An 18,468-nucleotide genomic window follows, 5' to 3' on the forward strand; every position below is an offset into this window, starting at 1 on the left:
GTCGGTCGACCGCACGATATCGAGCGGAACGCCCGTCACCCCGGCGGCGGGAACCGCCGCGGCCAGAGCAAGGAGCGCCAGCGACCGCCCGATCATCGGGAACGCGCCTGCGCGTTGAGCCAGGTCGCGCGGCCCTCGGTGATATTGGCGAGGCATTTGGGATGAAAGGCCGTGCCCTTGTAGGTCAGGCAGACCTGGTCGCGCCGCGCGATCCAGCGGCGCTGCTGCGCGAGCAGCGCGGGCTTTTGCGCCGCCGGAATCCTGCCCTGCAGCGCCTTCCACACGCCGTTCAGCCGCCGGTCGGCGTCGGAGTAGAGCAGCGGCCATGTCCGCACCGGATCGCCGCCGCCCGCATCGGCATAGGGCGGAACCGGACCGAAGGCGCCGTCGAGCGTCTCCGGGCCGCCCACGCCACCCTTGCGGCAGGCCGCATAATCGGGCGACACGACCACCATGTCTTCGAACAGGTCGAACGTCAGCCGACAGCCGTTCGGCAGGCGGAGCCGATAGGGCTGGAGCGACAGATGATCGCCGATGTCGTCTTCGGCCTCGGTCAATGCCCCGCCCTTGTAGAAGGGGCTGATCGCTGCCTGTGGCGAGACCGCGTAGAAATCGGCATAATAGTTCGCGTCGGCCTAGCACCCGGTTCCAGTCGGCCGGCACAACGTTGCCGGGCGGCTGCTCGCGCTGGAACGGCAGCGTGATATTCAGCGTCGGCGCGTCGGCGCCCTCCCCGCGGTGCAGCTCATTTTCATAGGTGAAATCGGGGGTGACATAGTCCCAGTCGGCCACCTCACCGTCGCGCTGCGCCGCGGCGAGTTCGGCGCCGGACAACAGCATGGCGGCGATGCCAAGTAACGACAGTCGGCGAACGGCCAAGGACATTCGGCGCCTCCATCCCGAGCGGCCCTGTCCGGGCCCAACCGATAATGCCGGCAGAATATTGCGAAGCCTCTGGTTGGCAACAGCTTTTCCAGCCATGGCCCCAACGGGGAGAAATTTCCGCACCATCATGGGCAGGAGGAATGGCGGGCGCGGGCAAAGCCCGCTGTGAACAAGATCACAGCCGCTTCCCGGTGTCGCTCAAGCCGCGATCGAGACGATATTCCGTCGATTTGGAGGAATGGCGCACCCGGAACGATTCGAACGTCCGACCCCCAGATTCGTAGTCTGGTGCTCTATCCAGCTGAGCTACGGGTGCGTGGAGACGCGCCTTTAAGGGGGAGCGCGCGGGGGCGCAACCCCCTATTTCGGATTTGTGACCGGGGCGCAGGACGACTGGCGCCGCGCCGCGTCGAGCCCGCCGATTTCCGCCGGATCCTTGAGTAGCAGGCGGATCAGCGCGATGCCGCGGTCGTGGTTCGTGCGCACGACTTCGGCGCCCGCGGGCACCGCCTGCCCCTCGCGCGCGACGACGACTCGCCAGGGCCTGCCGCCCGCCTCGACATCGTTGCGCACGAAGATGACGTCGGTCGCCGCATCGAAGATGCTGAGCGAGTTGTAGCGGCCCGGCACCGGGGTCACGTCGATCGCGACCGGTCCGCCCGACAGGTCGTAGGGACAGCTCGAATAGGCGAGGTCGGGGCTGGGCCGCACGACCGGCTGGCGCTCGGGCGTCGCGAGATCGCCGTAGGACATCTTGTTGATACCGCCCTGCCCGAGCCGGTCCATCGCGACGGTCATCAGGCCATAGGGGATGTACAGGATCGCGGACCATGCGGCCGCCGTGGCGACGAGCAGGCCGAACAGGATCGGGCCGAGCCATTGGCGCATGTCAGCAGCCCTCCTTCACGATTTGCGGGAGCGCCGCCTTCGCGGGATCGGCGCGGAAGGCCGGACCGGGATTGTACATGCGCAGCGTCAGCTGGAAGGGCTGACCCTTGATGCCGGGGAGCCAGGCGGTACCCTCCGGCTTGTCGGGTGAAATGGTCACGCGCCATTCGCCCCTGGCATCGAGCGCGACATTGGCGCCGTTGACCGACCAGACGCGGCCCGGATTATCGACCAGATAGCCCTTGTCGTCATAGACGGTGACGCTCCACCAGCGCGCGTCGAGCGGCGTGCCCGACAGGCGGTAGCGGCAATCGCCGTCGAGCGGCGCGCCCGCGGCGTCGGTCTTCGCCATCCAGTAGATGGTCTCCTTCGCGGGCAGCGCGAGCAGCCCCGAACGCGCGACCATCGCGCGGGTCAGCGGATCGGTCGCCTTGGTCCCGTAACCGAGCGAGGTCGTCCATGGACCGTTGCGGACCGCGCCGTCGCCAAGGCCGCCCTTGGTGAGCGCCCAGGCCGCGCCGAGTCCCAGCGCCAGCCCGCCCACCAGGGTGATCGCATAGCGGTGCCAGCCTTTCATGACGCATCCCCCTCACCCGTCGCCCCCGCGAAGGCGAGGGCCGCCGTCGGCCTTGTCAGGCACCGCTGCATCGACCATCCAGCGGCCCCCCCGCCTTCGCGGGGGCGACGGTTATTTTGCCTTCAGCGCCGCCTGTGCCGCCGCCAGCCGTGCGATGGGCACACGGTAGGGCGAGGCGCTGACATAGTCGAGGCCGGTTTTTTCGCAAAAATGGATGCTCGGCGCGTCGCCGCCATGCTCGCCGCAGATGCCGAGCTTGACCGCCGGGCGCGTCCTGCGGCCGCGATCGGCGGCGATCTCGATCAACTGGCCGACGCCCTCGACATCGAGGCTGACGAAGGGATCGGTGACGAAGATGCCCTTGTCGACATATTGCGTCAGGAAGCGGCCCGCATCGTCGCGGCTGATCCCGATCGTGGTCTGGGTGAGGTCGTTGGTGCCGAAGCTGAAGAATTCGGCGGCCTCGGCAATCTCGCCCGCCATCAGCGCGGCGCGCGGCAGTTCGATCATCGTGCCGACGAGATAGGAAATCTCGCGGCCCTTTTCAGCGAAAACCGCCTTCGCCGCCGTATCGACGACCGCCTTCATGAGGTCGAATTCGCGGCGCGTCGCGACGAGCGGGATCATCACCTCGGGGATCGGCGCGGCGCCGGTTTCGGCAGCAACGTCGCACGCCGCCTCGAAGATCGCGCGCGCCTGCATCTCGTAGATTTCGGGATAGGTGACGCCGAGGCGGCAGCCGCGATGGCCGAGCATCGGGTTGAATTCGTGCAGTTCGTTGGCGCGCGCCTTGAGCGCCTCGATCCCCACGCCCGCCGCCGCGGCGACATCGGCGAAATCCTCCTCGCGCGTCGGCAGGAATTCGTGCAGCGGCGGGTCGAGCAGGCGGATCGTCACCGGCAGACCCGCCATGACCTCGAAGATCGCGGCGAAATCGCCGCGCTGTTCGGGAAGCAGCTTGGCGAGCGCGGCGCGGCGGCCTTCTTCGCTCTCGGCGAGGATCATCTCGCGCACCGCGGTAATGCGCGCGGCGTCGAAGAACATATGTTCGGTGCGGCACAGCCCGATGCCCTCCGCGCCGAAATCGCGCGCGACCTGGGCGTCCTGCGGGGTTTCGGCGTTGGTCCGCACCTTCATGCGGCGGACCTTGTCGGCCCACGCCATCAGCGTGCCGAAATCGCCGACCAGTTCGGGCAGCAGCGTCGGCACCTCGCCCGCCATCACCTCGCCGGTCGAGCCGTCGAGGGTGATGATGTCGCCCTCCTGCAATTCGCGGCCCGCGACACGCAGCACACGCGCCGTACTGTCGATGCTGAGCCCGCCCGCGCCCGAGACGCAGGGGCGGCCCATGCCGCGCGCGACCACTGCCGCATGGCTGGTCATCCCGCCGCGCGCGGTCAGGATGCCCTTCGCCGCGTGCATGCCGTGGATGTCCTCGGGCGACGTTTCGACGCGGACGAGGATCACCGCTTCGCCCATGCCCGCCGCTTTTTCCGCGCTGTCGGCGTCGAACATGATCTTGCCCGACGCCGCGCCGGGGCTGGCGGGCAGCCCCTTGGTGAGCACGTCGCGCGGCGCCTTGGGGTCGAGCGTCGGGTGGAGAAGCTGGTCGAGTGCGCCGGGATCGACGCGCTGCACCGCTTCCTCTTCCGAAATCAGCCCTTCCGCGGCCATGTCGACCGCGATCTTCAGCGCCGCCTTGGCGGTGCGTTTGCCCGAGCGCGTCTGCAGCATCCACAGCTTGCCGCGCTCGACGGTGAACTCGATGTCCTGCATGTCGCGATAGTGATTTTCGAGCGTGTCGAAGACGCGGCCCAGCTCGGCGAAGGTCTCGGGCATCGCCTCTTCCATCGACAGCGGCTTGGCGCCCGCCTTCTCGCGCGCCACCTTGGTCAGATATTGCGGCGTGCGGATGCCCGCGACGACATCCTCGCCCTGGGCATTGATCAGCCATTCGCCGTACCAGGCGCGCTCGCCGGTCGCGGGGTCGCGGGTGAAGGCGACGCCGGTCGCCGAGGTGTCGCCCATGTTGCCGAACACCATCGCCTGCACATTGACCGCGGTGCCCCATTCGCCGGGGATCGAGTTCAGGCGGCGATAGACTTTCGCGCGGTCGCTTTCCCAGCTCGCGAAGACGGCCCCGATCGCGCCCCACAGCTGGTCCTTGGGATCCTGCGGGAAAGGCGCGCCGGTCTCGCGCGCGACGATCGCCTGATATTCCTTGACCAGCGCCTGCCAGTCCTCGGCCGCCATCTCGGTGTCGAGATAGAAGCCCTTGTCTTCCTTTGCGATCTCGAGCGCTTCCTCGAACTCGGCATGGTCGAGCCCCATGACGACATCGGCGTACATCTGGACGAAGCGGCGATAGCTGTCCCACGCGAAACGCGGATCGCCCGAGGCTTCGGACAGGCCGAGCACGGTCGCATCGTTGAGCCCGAGGTTGAGCACCGTGTCCATCATGCCGGGCATCGACACGCGCGCGCCAGAGCGGACCGAGACGAGCAGCGGGTTGGCCGGATCGCCGAACGTGCGGCCGGTCAGCCCCTCGATATGCGCGATGCCCGCGGCGACCTCTTCGGCCAGCCCGGCGGGAAATTGTTCGCCATTCGCATAATAGGCGGTGCAGACCTCGGTGGTGATCGTCAGCCCCGGCGGCACCGGCAGCCCGATCGAAGCCATTTCGGCGAGGTTCGATCCCTTGCCGCCCAGCAATTCCTTCGAGCGTTCACGCGTGGTCGCGTCACCGCCGAACAAATGCACCATGTTGGTCTGGGTAGGCGTCGTCATCATATGCTCCTGCTGCCCCTGGGGAGGAGGTTGCGGTCGAATAGGTATGCAATCCCGGTTGGTCGATTCAATTTTACTTTGTCGTTCCCAAAGCGCCCCTACCCCGTTCGCATCGAGCCCTTCGACTCGCTCAGGATTCGAGATGCCCATCGGTCGTTCGTGCCTTCACACTGTCTCGACTTCGCTCGACACGAACGGAAATTCAAACGCGGCTCTAACCCTCGATCTTCGAGAAATCGGCGACACCATGCACCGCAGACGTAAAGCGCGACAGCAGGCCAAGGCGCCAGGCGCGGACCGCTTCGTCGGGGTCGTTGACCATCACGCCCTCGAAAAAGGCGTCGATCGGGGCGCGGAGCGAGGCGAGCGCGGCCATGGCGTCGGTGAAGCGTTCCTCGGCGACCGCGGCGGAGGCCGCGGGCTCGGCGGCGTCGAGCGCGGCGAGGAGGGCGGCGTCATGCTCCGTCATGCTCCCCGGCGAAAGCCGGGGCCCAGCGGCACCGTCGTCGTGGGCCCCGGCTTCCGCCGGGGACCTGCCCTGCCCCGCCTGCTTCAGAATATTCGCCGCGCGCTTGTAGCCCGCGAGGAGATTCGTGCCGTCCTCGGTCGCCATGAACGCCTGCAACGCCTTCACCCGGGCGAGCAGGCGGACGAGATCATCCTCGCCGCCGAGCGCGAACACCGCGTCGATCAGGTCGTGGCGGACGCCGGCTTCGCGTTGCTGGACTTTGAGGCGGTCGGCGAAGAAGCCCAAAACGACCTGCGCCGCAGCCCAAACCGCGGCAAATCGCTGTTCAAAGCGTTGTTTGAATGCGGATCTTTCGGCTTCGTTGATAGCATCGAAAGCAGCGGCAATGCCGTCATCGCTCCTAGAAAGCTCTCCAAACATCAGCGAACTTCGAAGCGAAGTTGCCGATTCATGGACGGTTTTGTCTTCTACCACGCGAAGAAGCATCGCCATACGAATTGCGTGCAGTAAATGAAGTCGTACGTCATTTTCAGCGATTATCAGAAGCACAGCCAATGCGGACCGACGAAGCGCAAATGGGTCTTTAGATCCCGTAGGTGTTAATTCTTCAAAGAAAAACTGAGCAACACTATCCAACTTGTCGGCTAAACTGACCACGACCGTCACCGGCGCGGTCGGCACGTCATCGCCCTGCCCGACCGGCTTGTAATGATCGCGGATCGCGTCGGCGACGGCGTCGGGCAAGCCTTCGGCGCGGGCGTAATAGCCGCCCATCAGGCCTTGCAATTCGGGGAATTCGCCGACCATTTCGGTGACGAGGTCGGCCTTCGCCAGACGCGCGGCGCGTTCGGCCTGGTCAGCCAACTCCGTGCTCCCCGGCGAAAGCCGGGGTCCAGTTGCGCCGTCGCTGTGGGCCCCGGCTTTCGCCGGGGAACGCTCTGTGACGATGCCCTCTTCGACCAGCCACCTTGCCAGCTTCGCGACGCGCTCGACCTTGTCGGCGACGGTGCCGAGCTTTTCGTGGAAGGTGATGTTCGCCAGCTTCTCGGCGTGCTGCTCCAGCGTCTTCTTCTGGTCCTGCTCCCAGAAGAAGCGCGCGTCGGACAGACGCGCGGCGAGCACCTTGCGGTTGCCCGCGACGATCTCGGCGCCGCCATCGGTCGCGTCGATGTTCGCAGTGCAGACGAAGCCGTTGGCTAACTTACCATTAGACGACTGACAGACGAAATATTTCTGGTTCACGCGCGCGGTGAGCTGGATCACCTCGGGCGGCACCTCGAGAAACGCCTCGTCGAAGCGGCCGAGCAGCGGCACCGGCCATTCGGTGAGGCCGGCATTCTCGATCACCAGCCCTTCGTCCTCGACCAGCGTCAGGTCGGCGTCGGCCGCGGCCTTGGCGGCGCCGTCGCGGATGATACGCGCACGCTCCTCATGGTCGACGATGACATGGCAGGCGCGCAATTTCTCGGCATAATCGGCGGCCGAACCGATGGTGATCTCGCCCGGGCAGTGGAAGCGGTGGCCGAGCGTCGCGAAACCGCTGGCGATCCCGCCGATTTCGCACGGCACCAGTTCCTCGCCGAAGATCGCGACGATGCCCGACAGCGGGCGCACCCAGCGCAGACTTTCGCTGCTCGCGCTTGCCTTGCCCCAGCGCATCGACTTGGGCCAGGCGAAGGCGCGGACGATCGCGGGAATCGCTTCGGCCAGCACCTCGGCGGTCGCGCGGCCGGGCTTGTCGATCACCGCGAAATAGACGCCGTCGCGGTCTTCGAGCTGGTCCTGGGTCAGGCCAGTCTTGCGCAGGAAGCCTTCGAGCGCCTGCGGCGGCGCGCTGCTGCGCGGGCCCTTGAGTTCTTCGCTGACCGCGGCGGTGGCTTCGGGCAGGTCCCTTGCAATCAGCGCGAGGCGGCGCGGGGTCGACCAGATGGTGAGTTCGCCCGCTTCGAGGCCCGCGGCGCTCAGTTGCGCACGGAACAATTTTTCCAGCTCGGCGCGTGCCCCGGCCTGCATCCGCGCCGGGATTTCCTCGCTGCGCAGTTCGAGAAGAAAATCGGTCACAGCGCCCACCCCGGATATTTCGCGGCCCAGCGCTCCGATTGGCTGTCGATCCACGCCTTGCAGCTGCCCTTCGCGAGGTCGCGGACGCGGGCCATGTAGTTGGCGCGTTCCTGCACGCTGATCACGCCGCGCGCTTGCAGCAGGTTGAAGAGGTGGCTCGCCTCGATCGCCTGGTCATAGGCCGCGAGCGGGACGCCCGCGGCGATCGCACGCTGACACTCGGCCTCGGCGGCCTTGAAGCCCGCGAACAAGGTATCGGTGTCGGCGACCTCGAAATTCCATTTCGAGAACTGGCGTTCGTTTTCGAGGAACACGTCGCCATAGCTGACCGCCGCGACATCGCCGACCGCGTCGGAGAAGCGCAGGTCGTACACATTGTCGACATTCTGGATATACATGGCGAGCCGTTCGAGCCCGTAGGTGAGCTCGCCCGCGACGGGCTTGCAGTCGAAGCCGCCCATCTGCTGAAAATAAGTGAACTGGGTCACCTCCATCCCGTCGCACCAGACCTCCCACCCCAGCCCCCATGCGCCGAGCGTCGGCGATTCCCAGTCGTCCTCGACGAAGCGGATATCGTGGAGCAGCGGATCAATGCCGATCGCCGCGAGCGAGCCCAGATATTGTTCCTGCAGGTCGGCGGGCGACGGCTTCAGGATCACCTGATACTGGTAATAATGCTGGAGCCGGTTCGGATTCTCGCCGTAACGGCCATCGGTGGGCTGCAGCGGCTCGGCTGGACATAGGCGACGTTCCACGGCTCGGGGCCCAGGCTGCGCAGCGTCGTCGCGGGGTGGAAGGTACCGGCGCCGACGCGCATGTCATAGGGCTGCAGGATCGCGCAGCCGCGCGCGCTCCAATAAGCGTGCAGCGTCAGGATCATGTCCTGAAAACTCAGAGGATGCTTGGCGTCCGCCTCGGCCACGGCCGGTATTCCTTCGCAGGTGCAAAAATCGCCGCCGCATTGGCGCAGCGGGGCGCGAGGGTCAAGGCTCCGCGCCCTCCGGACCCTTGCGAAACTGCGCCCTTTGTCAGGTCTTCAAAACTTTTTGTCAGGTGTTGTTGACATAGTCAGCGAATCACGACATATAGTCAACAACACCTGACACAAAGACAGGTGGGCATGACCAACATCCAGCAAGGAGAATAGACATGATGACCCGTAGCCTGATCCTCGCCCTCTCGCTCGCCGTCGCCGGCACCCCCGCGATCGCCGCCGAACGGCCGACCGCCGAGGTCCGCATCGCCGACCTCGACCTCGCCACAGCGCAGGGCCAGCAGCGCCTCGAAACCCGCGTGAAGAGCGCGGCGCGCAGCCTGTGCGACACCGGCGAGCGCGGCGTCGCCGCGATGACCCGCCAGTCGCAGTGCATCGCCGAAGTGCTGGCGAGCGCCAGGCCGCAGGCCGACCAAGCCATCGCCCGCGCCGGGGGCGGCACCCGGCTGGCGCTGCTGATGGTTCGCGCCGCGCGGTGATGGCGGAATACCGGCATTTGCCCTTTCGCCACGACCGATGCTCCCCGGCGTCGACGGGCGACCTGAGCTGGAGCGCCATCCATCGCGGCGGCACTCCAGCCTCTTGGCCCGCACATGCGGACCTTTCCGTCAGTGGGAATCCGGCTATGACCGGGCGAATGACGATGCTGGCGAGGCGCCGATGAACAACAAACTGAAAGTGCTGCGCGCGATGCGCAACTGGAGCCAGGCCGAACTCGCCGACCGGCTCGACGTGTCGCGGCAAGCGGTGAATGCGATCGAAACCGGGAAATACGATCCGTCGCTGCCGCTTGCCTTCAAGCTCGCGCGCCTGTTCGACATGAAGATCGAGGACATTTTTGATGACGGTTCCCAAGGAAATGGCGATGACTGATACCGGCAAGGCAATCAAAACCCGGCGTCCGATGTCGCCGCGGCGCCGACGCTACTGGCAGTCACTGGGCGCCGCCGGCGTGATCGGCGGCATCGTCGGAGGCTGGATCGTCGCCGATCAGCCCGCGGGCCGGAACGCCCTCGAAATGGCGAGCACGGGCGCGCTGAGCGAAGGGTTCGCAATCGGCGCCTCGATCTTCTGGACCATGCGGCCTCGCGCTTTGCCTGATCGTCTATCATCGCGCGATCGACGACCATGAGGAACGGGCCTGGCTGTGGGCCGGGCTTGCGGGGTGGTATGCCTTCATCGTCCCCGCGCCCGTCTGGTGGGTCCTCCACCGCGCCAGCCTGGCGCCGCCCGCCGACGCGATGCTGTTGTTCATCCTGTCGCTGGTGGTGAATGCCATCGTCTATCTGTGGCTCAAATTTCGCTGATGCGGCTCCCGCTTCCTTCCTTTTCCCGCCCATATGATTGAAAGGCATCCCGTGAAACGCTGGCTCAGAACACTCGCCGCGAGCTGTGCGGTCATCCCCTTCGCCCAATGCGCAATGGCGCCGGGCGGCAATGTCGCGCAAGCCGCCGAACCCGCGGCGGTGGCCGCGTCCGTCCCGACGGTCGACGCCGATCCCGCATTATGGGTGGTGAAGGATGAGGACACGACGATCTACCTGTTCGGCACCGTCCATTTCCTGAAACCCGGCCTCGGCTGGTTCGACGAGGCGGTCAGGGAAGCCTTCGACGAATCCGACGAGCTGATCCTCGAAATGGTGATGCCCGAGGATCGCGCGACGCTCAAGGCGACGACGGAAAAGCTGGCGATCGACCCCGCCGGGCGAACGATGGCAAGCCGCATGAGCCAGGCCGACCATGATGCCTATGCCGCGTCGCTCGTCTCGCTCGGCATGGAACCCGCCGGATTCGAAAAGTTCGAGCCATGGTATATGGCGGTCAACCTGTCGGTGCTGCCGCTGTTGATAAAGGGCTATGACCCCGCACTGGGTCCCGAAATGACGCTGACCCGTGCGGCAAAGGACGACAACAAACCGATTGCCGGCTTCGAAACCTTCGAGGAGCAGTTCGGCTTTTTCGACGGCCTGTCCGACGCCGCGCAGCTGGAATATCTGCGTTTGGTGGTGCGCGATATGGATAGCATCGTGCCGACGCTCGACAAGCTGGTCGACCAATGGGCCAGGGGTGACACCGGGGCGCTCGCGACGACGATGAACGAGGGCATGATCGAGACCCCTGAACTGGCGAAGACCCTGCTGTGGGATCGCAACGCGCGCTGGGCCGACGCGATCAAGGCCCGCATGGACCAGCCGGGCACGGTGCTCGTCGCGGTCGGCGCGGGCCATCTCGCGGGCGACAGGAGCGTGCAATATTATCTCGGGCAGCGCGGGTTGACTGCCGAGCGGATCGACTATTGACCCGAGAGCCGTGCCTTGCGCGGGGGCAGCGCCGCCGCCTTGCCGCGGCCCTGTTCGCGTGCCTGCTGGCGGCGTGCGGCGCCGCTCCCGATCCGCAGCGCGCCACGCGCGGCGATGTGGCTGGTCGAGGATAATGACACGCGGCTCTATATGCTCGGCACGATGCACGCATTGCCCGCCGGTACCGACTGGGATGAGGGCGCCGTGGGCAAGGCCGTCGCGGCGGCGGACGAGCTGGTACTCGAACTGTCGCCGGGCGAACTGGCCGCGGCGGGCGGCGAATTCCAGCAGCTGGCACCGCGAGACGCGCCACTGCCGATCGACCGGCGCTTGCCCGCGCCCGCGCTCGCCGCCTACCGCGCGCTCGAAGCGAGCGGCAACGGCCAGCCGTTCGGCGGAGACGCGCTCGACGATTGGGCGGTGATGGTGGCGATGGGTCAGCGCGCGGCGCAAAATGCGCGGCTGTCGCCCGCCGACGGGGTCGAAACGGGGCTGATGGCGGCATTCAGTGCCGCCGGCAAGCCGATCACGGGACTGGAGACCGCCCGCGAACAGCTCATGCTGTTCGAAACGCTCGATCCCGCAACGCAACGCGCCTTGCTGACCAAGGCCGCCGCCGGCGCCGGCAAGGCGGTCGCCGAAGTCGAAGCCCTGACCGCGGCCTGGTCGCGCGGCGACGTGAAGGCGCTGGAGGCAATGGTCAACGAGGATGTCGACACGGTGCCAGCCGCGCGCGCCGCGATCATCACCGAGCGCAACCGCCGCTGGACCGCCTGGGCGAGCTGGCGAATGGACCGGCCCGGGACGGTACTGGTCGCGGTCGGCACCGGGCATCTGATCGGCGCCGAGGGCATGCCGGCGATGCTGGCTGCCAAGGGGTACAAGGTGGTGCGGGTGCAGTAGGGCGGCATTGGGGTAGCTCAAAGACATTCCCCTCCCTTTTAGGGAGGGGTTAGGGGTGGGTAGCGAGCGCAGCGAGCAAGAAGGAAGAGCGCCGCCTTCGGCGGCAACCCACCCCCAACCCCTCCCTAAAAGGGAGGGGAGAACGAACGTCCGCCAACTCCCGAAAGCAGCCGGATTTCCGCCGGGAACGGCGCCCCCTTTAAAACGCATTGTCAACCATATCAGTTATGATATGTCATCCCACGCGGCTATCGAGTCGCGATTTGGGAGAATCTTCAATGAAAAAGAAGCTCTTAGCGGGCGCGATGGCGCTCGCCCTGGTCGGCTGTAGCGAAAAGCAGGCCGACGAATCCGCATCTTCCTCCCCCACCGCCGAGGCCGCCGCGGAAGTCGCCGCCCCCGCCGCGCGATCGACCGACGAAGAAGTGCCCGGCGTTTCCATCTCCTCTGCCCCGGGTGTCGCCTTCGATTACAGCTATTCCTTCAGCCTCGACGACGCGATCATCTCCAAAGTCCAGCAGGAACATGCCGAAGCGTGCGAAATGCTCGGAACCGCGCGCTGCCGCATCGTCGACGTCCGCTACCAGCTCAACGACGAGAAGCGCGTCGAGGCGCAGACGCAGTTCAAGCTCGACCCCGGCATCGCGCGCCGCTTCGGCGCCGACGCGATCGCCAGCGTAGAAAAGGCCGAGGGCGTGCTGGCCGATGCCACGGTCGCGGGGGAGGATGTCGGCAGCCAGATCGACGCCTCGCAGACGCGCAGCGCCGGGGCCGCCGCCGAGATCGAACGGCTCGAAGCGCGGTTGAAGGCCGGCGGGCTCGACAGGAATGAGCGCGCCGAAATCCTGGAGCAGATTTCGGCGCTCAAGGGCCAGCTCGGCGAGGAACGCCAGACCCGCCGCGACGGCGAGGCGCGGATCGCGACGACAAGCGTGGTCTTCAACTATGTCGGATCGGGCGGCCTGCCGGGGATCGGGCACAAGAATCCCTTCGCCGACGCGGGCGAGACGCTGATGTTCAGCGGTGGCACCGCCCTCTCCTTCGTGCTGACGCTCGGCGCCGCGGTGCTGCCCTGGGCGCTGCTGATCGGGCTGCTCGTGCTGATCTGGCGCAGCAATGCGGTCGTCGCGCTGCGCCGCCGCCTTGGCGGCAAGCCCGCGCCGGAGGCTCCGACGAGCTGACGCAGCGCATGGGCGTCGCTTGCAAAGCTGCCCTGCCGCATTATGGCGATGGCCATGACGGGGCAGGCATCATGGCTGGACCAGGCGCGCGACGCCCATCGCCGCGGCGATGACGGTGCCGAGGCGGCGGCGCTCGACGGCGCGATCCGCGCCGACCGCGGCAATATCGCCGCGATCCTCGCGATGGCCGAGCTCAAGCGGCGGCAGGCCGATGACCGCGCGGCGGGGAGCTTCTATCGCCTCGCGCTCAGCACCGCGGCGCAGGCGCGGAATGTGCCGCTCGCGCTGCATCCGGGACTGCAACGCGCCGAGGCCTTTCTCGCCGCGACCGAAAAGGCGTTCGCCGACCATCTGCTCGGGCAGTTGCGGAATGCCGGGATCGACGCGGCGGGCGCCACCCCGCGCGTGGCCGAGGCGCTGCGCCTGCTCGCGGGCGAACAGGCGCTCTATCTGCAACAGCCGAGCATGTTCTATTTCCCGGGTCTGGCGCAACGCGCCTTTTTCGAGCGCGCGGAGTTCGATTGGGCACCGGAAGTCGAGGCCGCGACCGCGGCGATCCGTGCCGAGCTGGAAAGCCTGATCGCGGCGGCCGCCGACCGTTTCGGCCCCTATGTCACCGCCAGCCCCGACCGCCCTCCCCCGAACAACCCCTTGCTCGACAAGCACGACTGGGGCGCGGCATGGCTGTGGAAGGACGGCGAAATCGCCGGGGGCATGGAGGCGCTGTGTCCGCAGGCGCTGGCCGCGCTGACTCATGCGCCGCAGCCGGTGATTCCGGGACGCGCGCCGCTGGCGCTCTTTTCGCGGCTCACGCCCGGCACGCATATCCAGCCGCACCACGGCATGCTTAACACGCGGCTGATCTGTCACCTGCCGCTGATCGTGCCCGACGGCTGCGGCCTGCGCGTCGGCGCCGAAACGCGGGAGTGGCGCGAGGGCGAACTGATGATCTTCGACGACAGTTTCGAACATGAGGCCTGGAACCGCGGGACGAGCGACCGCACGGTGATGCTGTTCGAAATCTGGCGCCCCGACATCGGCGCCGACGAGCGCGCGCAGTTGACGCGGATCTTCTCCGCCATCGACAGCTATTCCGAATGACAGCGAAAGAGGAAAGACGATGACCAACCCGGGAATGGACGCCGACATCTATGACGCCTTCATCGAGCAGTTGCAGCGCTATGTCCGCGAGCGGCTGATCCCCGCCGAGGACCAACTCGAGGAACTGGGCCGCGTTCCCGACGATATCCTCGCCGAAATGCGCGACATGGGGCTGTTCGGCATCACCATGCCCCCCGAATATGGCGGCGCCAGCATGAACGTCAGCCAGTACGTCAATTTCATCAAGGAGATCGCCTACGCCTCGCCCGCCTATCGCTCGATCGTGTCGATCAACATCGGCATGGTGTGCAAATCCTTGCTCGGTTTCGGGACCGAGGCGCAGAAGGCCGAATGGCTGCCGAAGCTGGCAACCGGCACCATCGCCGCCTTCGGCCTGACCGAGCCCGACAGCGGGTCGGACAGCGCGGCGATGAAGACGCGCGCGGTGCGTGACGGCAACGGCTATGTGCTGAACGGCACCAAGCGCTACATCACCAACGCCCCCTTCGCCGACGTCATCCTCGTGATGGCGCGCACCAACGCCGAGGCGCTGCCCAAGAACGCGCATGTCAGCGCCTTCCTCGTCCCCCGCGATGCGCCGGGCGTGTCGATCGGCAAGCCCGACGGCAAGATGGGCCAAGCGGGCTCGCAGATCGCCGATGTGATCCTGGAGGATGTGCATGTCGACGGCGACGCGCTGCTCGGCGGACAGGAAGGCATCGGCTTTCGCGCCGCGATGCAGAGCCTCGACAACGGCCGCCTCTCGGTCGCCGCGGCGAGCGTCGGCTATGCCAAGCGGATGCTCGACGCGGGCCTCCAATATGCGATGGAGCGCAAGGCGTTCGGCGAACCGATCGCGAACTTCCAGCTGATCCAGGCGATGCTCGCCGACAGCAAGGCCGAAATCTATGCCGCCGAATGCATGCTGACCGACGCCTGCGCGCGCGCCGACCGCGGCGAGAAGATCCTCGTCGAGGCCGCCGCCACCAAGATGTTCGCCAGCGAAATGTGCGGCCGCGTCGCCGACCGCGTCGTCCAGATCCACGGCGGCGCGGGATATCTCAAGGAATATCTCGCCGAACGCTTCTATCGCGACTGCCGCATTTACCGCATTTATGAAGGGACCACGCAGATTCAGCAGCTAGTCATCGCGAAGAACATGATTCGCGACTACGCCGGATAAGATGTGGAGCCTACTCCGCCGGGTGCCCGCCGCTACAGGGCGATGTTGAGCCCGATGCTGCCGGCGTGCGCGGTATAGCCGTTGCCGAACCGGCCGTCATAGCCGAACGAGAGCCGGGCGCGGGGCGCCAGCGGGATGGCCAGGCGCGCGCCCAGCAGCGCGCCGTCGGGCTCGCGCGCGCCGCTCATCTCGAGGATGCGGCCCGGCGCGATGGCGAAGGCGACCGGCAGGCTGCGCTCGCGGCCGTCGAGCACCGCGAGATAGCGGGCATGCGCGGCGAGCGAGAAGCCGCCGAAATCGCGCCCGATTTCGACACCGGCCGAGGCACGCGCGCGATCGGCCTTTTCCTTCGCGGCCGCGAGACCGAGGGCGTCGGTTTCGACGAAAGCGTCGGTCGTCAGGCGGACATAGTCGAGCCCGACACCCGGACGCAGCGTCCAGCCCCCCGTCTCGACGGCATAACCTGCGTCGAGCGCGACGCCGGTCAGGCGCACGTCATAATCGGCATCGGACACTCCGATGATCGTGCGCCGTGTCCCGGCATCGCCGAAGCCGTGGACCGCGGCGAGCGATGCGCTGAACGGTCCGCTGTCGAAGCGCAGCACCGCGCCCAGCTGGGTCAGGGTGACCTCGCCGGTCTCGAGCGCGCCGGGGACGTCGATGTCGAGCCTGGCCATGGTCGACCCCCGCGGCCAGCGTGACGCCGGGCGCCACCGCCACGCCGACTCCCCCGGCGAAACCCCAGGCGTCGCGCCGCCCGCGCTGGTTGACCCGGAAGCCATAGAATTCGCCCCAGCCGGCATTGCCCGCCTCGATGCGGCCCAACCGCCCGAGCAGCCGCCCGCCGAGGTCGAACAGGCCCGATTGCACCTCCGCATGGATCGTCCCCACTGCGACGACCTGGCCGGTCAGCGTATATTGCTCCGAGATCGTCGTGGTGTTGGTGGTCTCGGTGGTCTGGTCGATCGTATATTCCGTGTTGGTGATGGTGTTGAAGTTAATATCGCCGACCGCGACATTATTAGGTGTGCCGGGCAAATCCTGACAGGTCGGACGTGTGGTCCCCGGCAACCCTCCAACGTTGCAGGTGGAAAGCTGGCCGGTGGCGATCGTTTCCGCGCCGAAGGTGATGACTGTCGTGTCGGTCGTCTGGGTGTCGGCGAGCGAGTAGGTCGTGGTGCTCGATGATGAGGTGTTGGTGGACGAGGCGGTCAGCACCGGCGCGCCAATGATGACGCCCGGCCCGCGCGGCCGTGGTGATGGCGGCGCGCGCGGCGACGACGCCGGCCTGCGCCGCCGGATCGGCAAAGGCGACCGCAAAAGTTTGGTCGTAGAGCGGCGCGCCGCCGAGCAGGCGACCGATGATCTGGGTCGAATAATTGGTGACGTTGGTGGTGGTCGTCGTCGCCGGGTTGAAGACGAGGCTCTGGGTCTGCGAAATCGAGAAGGTCGTGGAGCCGCCCGAAGCGATATCCAGATACACGTTGTTGGCGTCATAGCGCAGGCTGACCGGCGCGTCGGGCTGGCTGGTCAGCGGGTTGAACGTGCCGCTGATGCCGCTCGGCGGCGTTGAGCAAGGTGAAGGTGCCGCTGGTGAAGCCGCCGTTGATCGCGATGGCGGTCAGGCTGCCGGCGAGGCTCGCCGTGCCGGTGACGTTGACCCGGTCGTTGCTCCCGTTGCCGACATCGACCCGGAAGCTGCTGCCGGCGCCGAAGACCAGATTGCCATTGACCGTCAGCGTCCCGATCGTGCCATCGCCGCCGGGCGACAGCGTGCCGTTGACGGTGCTCGTCCCGACGCTGCCCGCGCCGCCGAGCGTGGCGCCGCCCGCCACCGTGACGGCGCTGGCCAGCGATCCGTTGACCAGCAAAGTGCCCGCCGCGACATGGGTCGCGCCGCTATAGGTGCTGGCGCCGGTCAGGGTTAGCGTGCCCGCCCCTTGCTTGGTCAGCGCGCCCGTGCCGGAAATTCTGCCGCCATAGGTCAGCGCGTCCGACCGGTTGAAGATCAGGGTGCCGCGATTGGCGATGTCGCCGCTGATCGTGCCCGCCGTGCCGCCATTGCCGATCCTGAGGGTGCCGTCGAAGTCGGCGGCGGTGTTCGCCGAACTGATCGTGCCGAGGTTGAGGATGTCGACGACCCCGGTTCCGCCCGGCAGCCGCTGGACGGTGACGCCCACATCGGTGCCGGTGACGGTCGCGCCTTCGCGGATCGTCACGTCGACATTGCCGTCGGCGGGCACGAGGAACAGCCCGCCGCTCCCGCTGACATCGCCCGCAATGTCCGCGATCACCGAACCCGCGTCGGGCTGGAGCTGGACGCCGATGCCGATAGCGTCGTTCCCCCTTATCGTCGAGCCCGCCGCCGTGGTCAGGCGCATCACGCCCCCGTCCTGGAACATCGACAGGCCGCTCGCCTGCCCGGTGATCGCGGCGCCCGCCGCGATCGTCACGTCGGTGCCGCCCCGGCCGCCCGCGACCGTCATGGCCGGGCCGAGCGTCTGGGTGATGCGCGCATCGGTGGTGATCGTCGCGGCGGCGGTCGCCGGCGCATTGGGCAGGACCTGGACCCTCAGTTCCCCGGTCAGCACCGAGCCCCCGGTCATCACCAGGTTGATGTTGTCCCGCGTGAACAGCCGGAGCGCCCCGGCTGAGGCCTGGGTGGAGGTAAACGTGCCGCCATGGAACCAGGCGTTGATCGGGCCGCCCGTCTCGGCGCGGACGTTGAAACCGCCTTGGCCGCTGAAGACGCCGGTGACCGGCGCCGCCGCCGACCCGATGTCGATGCCGCCGCCGTTGGCGTTCGTCATGATCACGCCGTAGGCCGGCGATGCTGCCGGCGGCGTGGCATTGGTCGCGGCGCTGCCGTTGCCGCGATAGGTGACGAGGCCGCCATTGCCCTCGACGACAAGGCCGTGGACCAGCACGCTGGTATCGGTCGCGCCCGATGTGTTCGACACCGTGCCGTTGTTGGTGACGGTGACCGGATTGCCGCCCGTGCCGCGCACGTACAGGCCATAGCCGCGGACCGTCGCGCTCGGCGCCGATCGTCGCGTCGATCCTGTTGCTGAAGGTCTGCAGAGAAGCCGTCGTCGACGGGCTGTTGCCGTTGTTGTTGAAATCGTCTGTCGTGACCGTG

General features: G+C 67.1%; 17 protein-coding genes, 1 tRNA gene and 1 pseudogene. 8 read left to right on the forward strand and 11 right to left on the reverse strand.

Annotation, left to right across the window (positions count from 1 at the left end):
• Positions 1-92 precede the first annotated feature (92 nt).
• The 7 genes and pseudogenes from N0A20_RS07960 to N0A20_RS07990 form a co-directional block, all read right to left on the reverse strand.
• Entirely contained in the window at positions 93-557 is a 465-nt protein-coding gene (locus tag N0A20_RS07960; protein ID WP_260583324.1) for a lysozyme inhibitor LprI family protein, read from the reverse strand.
• A 567-nt stretch (positions 558-1,124) separates the two neighbouring features.
• A tRNA-Arg gene (locus N0A20_RS07965) sits at positions 1,125-1,201 on the reverse strand.
• A gap of 44 nt (positions 1,202-1,245) precedes the next feature.
• Entirely contained in the window at positions 1,246-1,773 is a 528-nt protein-coding gene (locus tag N0A20_RS07970; RefSeq protein ID WP_260583325.1) for a DUF1254 domain-containing protein, read from the reverse strand.
• A 1-nt stretch (position 1,774) separates the two neighbouring features.
• Positions 1,775-2,350 carry a DUF1214 domain-containing protein gene (locus N0A20_RS07975; protein ID WP_260583326.1) on the reverse strand — a complete coding sequence of 192 codons (576 nt, stop codon included), beginning with the start codon at positions 2,348-2,350 and terminating at the stop codon, positions 1,775-1,777.
• Positions 2,351-2,461: 111 nt separating this feature from the next.
• Positions 2,462-5,137, reverse strand: coding sequence for a pyruvate, phosphate dikinase (gene ppdK, locus N0A20_RS07980; protein ID WP_409574748.1), 2,676 nt, complete (start codon positions 5,135-5,137; stop codon positions 2,462-2,464).
• A 214-nt stretch (positions 5,138-5,351) separates the two neighbouring features.
• On the reverse strand, positions 5,352-7,667 hold the full coding sequence (glyS, locus tag N0A20_RS07985) for a glycine--tRNA ligase subunit beta (RefSeq protein WP_260583327.1): 2,316 nt from the start codon (positions 7,665-7,667) through the stop codon (positions 5,352-5,354).
• Positions 7,664-8,547: pseudogene (locus N0A20_RS07990) on the reverse strand (glycine--tRNA ligase subunit alpha). The gene glyS and the pseudogene N0A20_RS07990 overlap by 4 nt, the downstream one beginning before the upstream one ends.
• 269 nt (positions 8,548-8,816) lie before the next feature.
• On the opposite strand from N0A20_RS07990, the gene N0A20_RS07995 reads away from it, so the two are divergent.
• The 8 genes from N0A20_RS07995 to N0A20_RS08030 all read left to right on the forward strand — a co-directional run bounded on the left by N0A20_RS07995 (position 8,817) and on the right by N0A20_RS08030 (position 15,329).
• A complete protein-coding gene (locus N0A20_RS07995; protein ID WP_260583328.1) occupies positions 8,817-9,140 on the forward strand; it encodes a UrcA family protein in 324 nt (107 codons plus the stop codon).
• 181 nt (positions 9,141-9,321) lie between these two features.
• Positions 9,322-9,534 (forward strand): helix-turn-helix transcriptional regulator, encoded by a 213-nt coding sequence (locus N0A20_RS08000; RefSeq protein WP_260583864.1) that lies wholly within the window; start codon positions 9,322-9,324, stop codon positions 9,532-9,534.
• Positions 9,527-9,793, forward strand: coding sequence for a hypothetical protein (locus N0A20_RS08005; protein ID WP_260583329.1), 267 nt, complete (start codon positions 9,527-9,529; stop codon positions 9,791-9,793). The genes N0A20_RS08000 and N0A20_RS08005 overlap by 8 nt, the downstream gene beginning before the upstream one ends.
• Before the next feature lie 226 nt (positions 9,794-10,019).
• Positions 10,020-10,961 carry a TraB/GumN family protein gene (locus N0A20_RS08010; protein ID WP_260583330.1) on the forward strand — a complete coding sequence of 314 codons (942 nt, stop codon included), beginning with the start codon at positions 10,020-10,022 and terminating at the stop codon, positions 10,959-10,961.
• 15 nt (positions 10,962-10,976) lie between these two features.
• Positions 10,977-11,864, forward strand: a complete 888-nt coding sequence (locus tag N0A20_RS08015) for a TraB/GumN family protein (protein WP_260583331.1) — start codon at positions 10,977-10,979, stop codon at positions 11,862-11,864.
• 278 nt (positions 11,865-12,142) lie between these two features.
• Positions 12,143-13,045, forward strand: coding sequence for a DUF4349 domain-containing protein (locus N0A20_RS08020; protein ID WP_260583334.1), 903 nt, complete (start codon positions 12,143-12,145; stop codon positions 13,043-13,045).
• 54 nt (positions 13,046-13,099) lie between these two features.
• Entirely contained in the window at positions 13,100-14,146 is a 1,047-nt protein-coding gene (locus N0A20_RS08025) for an aspartyl/asparaginyl beta-hydroxylase domain-containing protein (RefSeq protein WP_260583336.1), read from the forward strand.
• Between the two features lie 19 nt (positions 14,147-14,165).
• The gene (locus N0A20_RS08030) at positions 14,166-15,329 is read left to right on the forward strand and encodes an acyl-CoA dehydrogenase family protein (protein ID WP_260583339.1); all 1,164 of its coding nucleotides are present in this window, start codon (positions 14,166-14,168) and stop codon (positions 15,327-15,329) included.
• Positions 15,330-15,361: 32 nt separating this feature from the next.
• Here N0A20_RS08030 and N0A20_RS08035 read toward each other — a convergent pair whose 3' ends face one another.
• Genes N0A20_RS08035 through N0A20_RS08050 form a run of 4 tightly spaced genes read right to left on the reverse strand, consistent with a single transcriptional unit; the run spans position 15,362 to position 18,337 of the window.
• Entirely contained in the window at positions 15,362-15,943 is a 582-nt protein-coding gene (locus N0A20_RS08035; RefSeq protein WP_260583865.1) for an autotransporter domain-containing protein, read from the reverse strand.
• Entirely contained in the window at positions 15,825-16,367 is a 543-nt protein-coding gene (locus N0A20_RS08040) for a hypothetical protein (protein WP_260583340.1), read from the reverse strand. Before N0A20_RS08040 ends, N0A20_RS08035 begins: the two co-directional genes overlap by 119 nt.
• Positions 16,351-16,812: a hypothetical protein gene (locus N0A20_RS08045; protein ID WP_260583341.1), complete on the reverse strand. Its 462-nt coding sequence runs from the start codon at positions 16,810-16,812 to the stop codon at positions 16,351-16,353. The genes N0A20_RS08040 and N0A20_RS08045 overlap by 17 nt, the downstream gene beginning before the upstream one ends.
• A gap of 10 nt (positions 16,813-16,822) precedes the next feature.
• On the reverse strand, positions 16,823-18,337 hold the full coding sequence (locus N0A20_RS08050; RefSeq protein ID WP_260583342.1) for an autotransporter-associated beta strand repeat-containing protein: 1,515 nt from the start codon (positions 18,335-18,337) through the stop codon (positions 16,823-16,825).
• Positions 18,338-18,468: the final 131 nt, after the last annotated feature.

The sequence above is a fragment of the Sphingopyxis sp. PET50 genome (assembly GCF_025244705.1).
GTDB lineage: Bacteria > Pseudomonadota > Alphaproteobacteria > Sphingomonadales > Sphingomonadaceae > Sphingopyxis.

What these genes read in the sequence shown, in the direction of transcription:
- N0A20_RS07970 (WP_260583325.1), bottom strand. Translation starts at nt 1,773, where the DNA reads ATGCGCCAATGGCTCGGCCCGATCCTGTTCGGCCTGCTCGTCGCCACG.
- N0A20_RS07975 (WP_260583326.1), bottom strand. Translation starts at nt 2,350, where the DNA reads ATGAAAGGCTGGCACCGCTATGCGATCACCCTGGTGGGCGGGCTGGCG.
- ppdK (WP_409574748.1), bottom strand. Translation starts at nt 5,137, where the DNA reads ATGACGACGCCTACCCAGACCAACATGGTGCATTTGTTCGGCGGTGAC.
- N0A20_RS07995 (WP_260583328.1), top strand. Translation starts at nt 8,817, where the DNA reads ATGATGACCCGTAGCCTGATCCTCGCCCTCTCGCTCGCCGTCGCCGGC.
- N0A20_RS08000 (WP_260583864.1), top strand. Translation starts at nt 9,322, where the DNA reads ATGAACAACAAACTGAAAGTGCTGCGCGCGATGCGCAACTGGAGCCAG.
- N0A20_RS08005 (WP_260583329.1), top strand. Translation starts at nt 9,527, where the DNA reads ATGACTGATACCGGCAAGGCAATCAAAACCCGGCGTCCGATGTCGCCG.
- N0A20_RS08020 (WP_260583334.1), top strand. Translation starts at nt 12,143, where the DNA reads ATGAAAAAGAAGCTCTTAGCGGGCGCGATGGCGCTCGCCCTGGTCGGC.
- N0A20_RS08025 (WP_260583336.1), top strand. Translation starts at nt 13,100, where the DNA reads ATGACGGGGCAGGCATCATGGCTGGACCAGGCGCGCGACGCCCATCGC.
- N0A20_RS08030 (WP_260583339.1), top strand. Translation starts at nt 14,166, where the DNA reads ATGACCAACCCGGGAATGGACGCCGACATCTATGACGCCTTCATCGAG.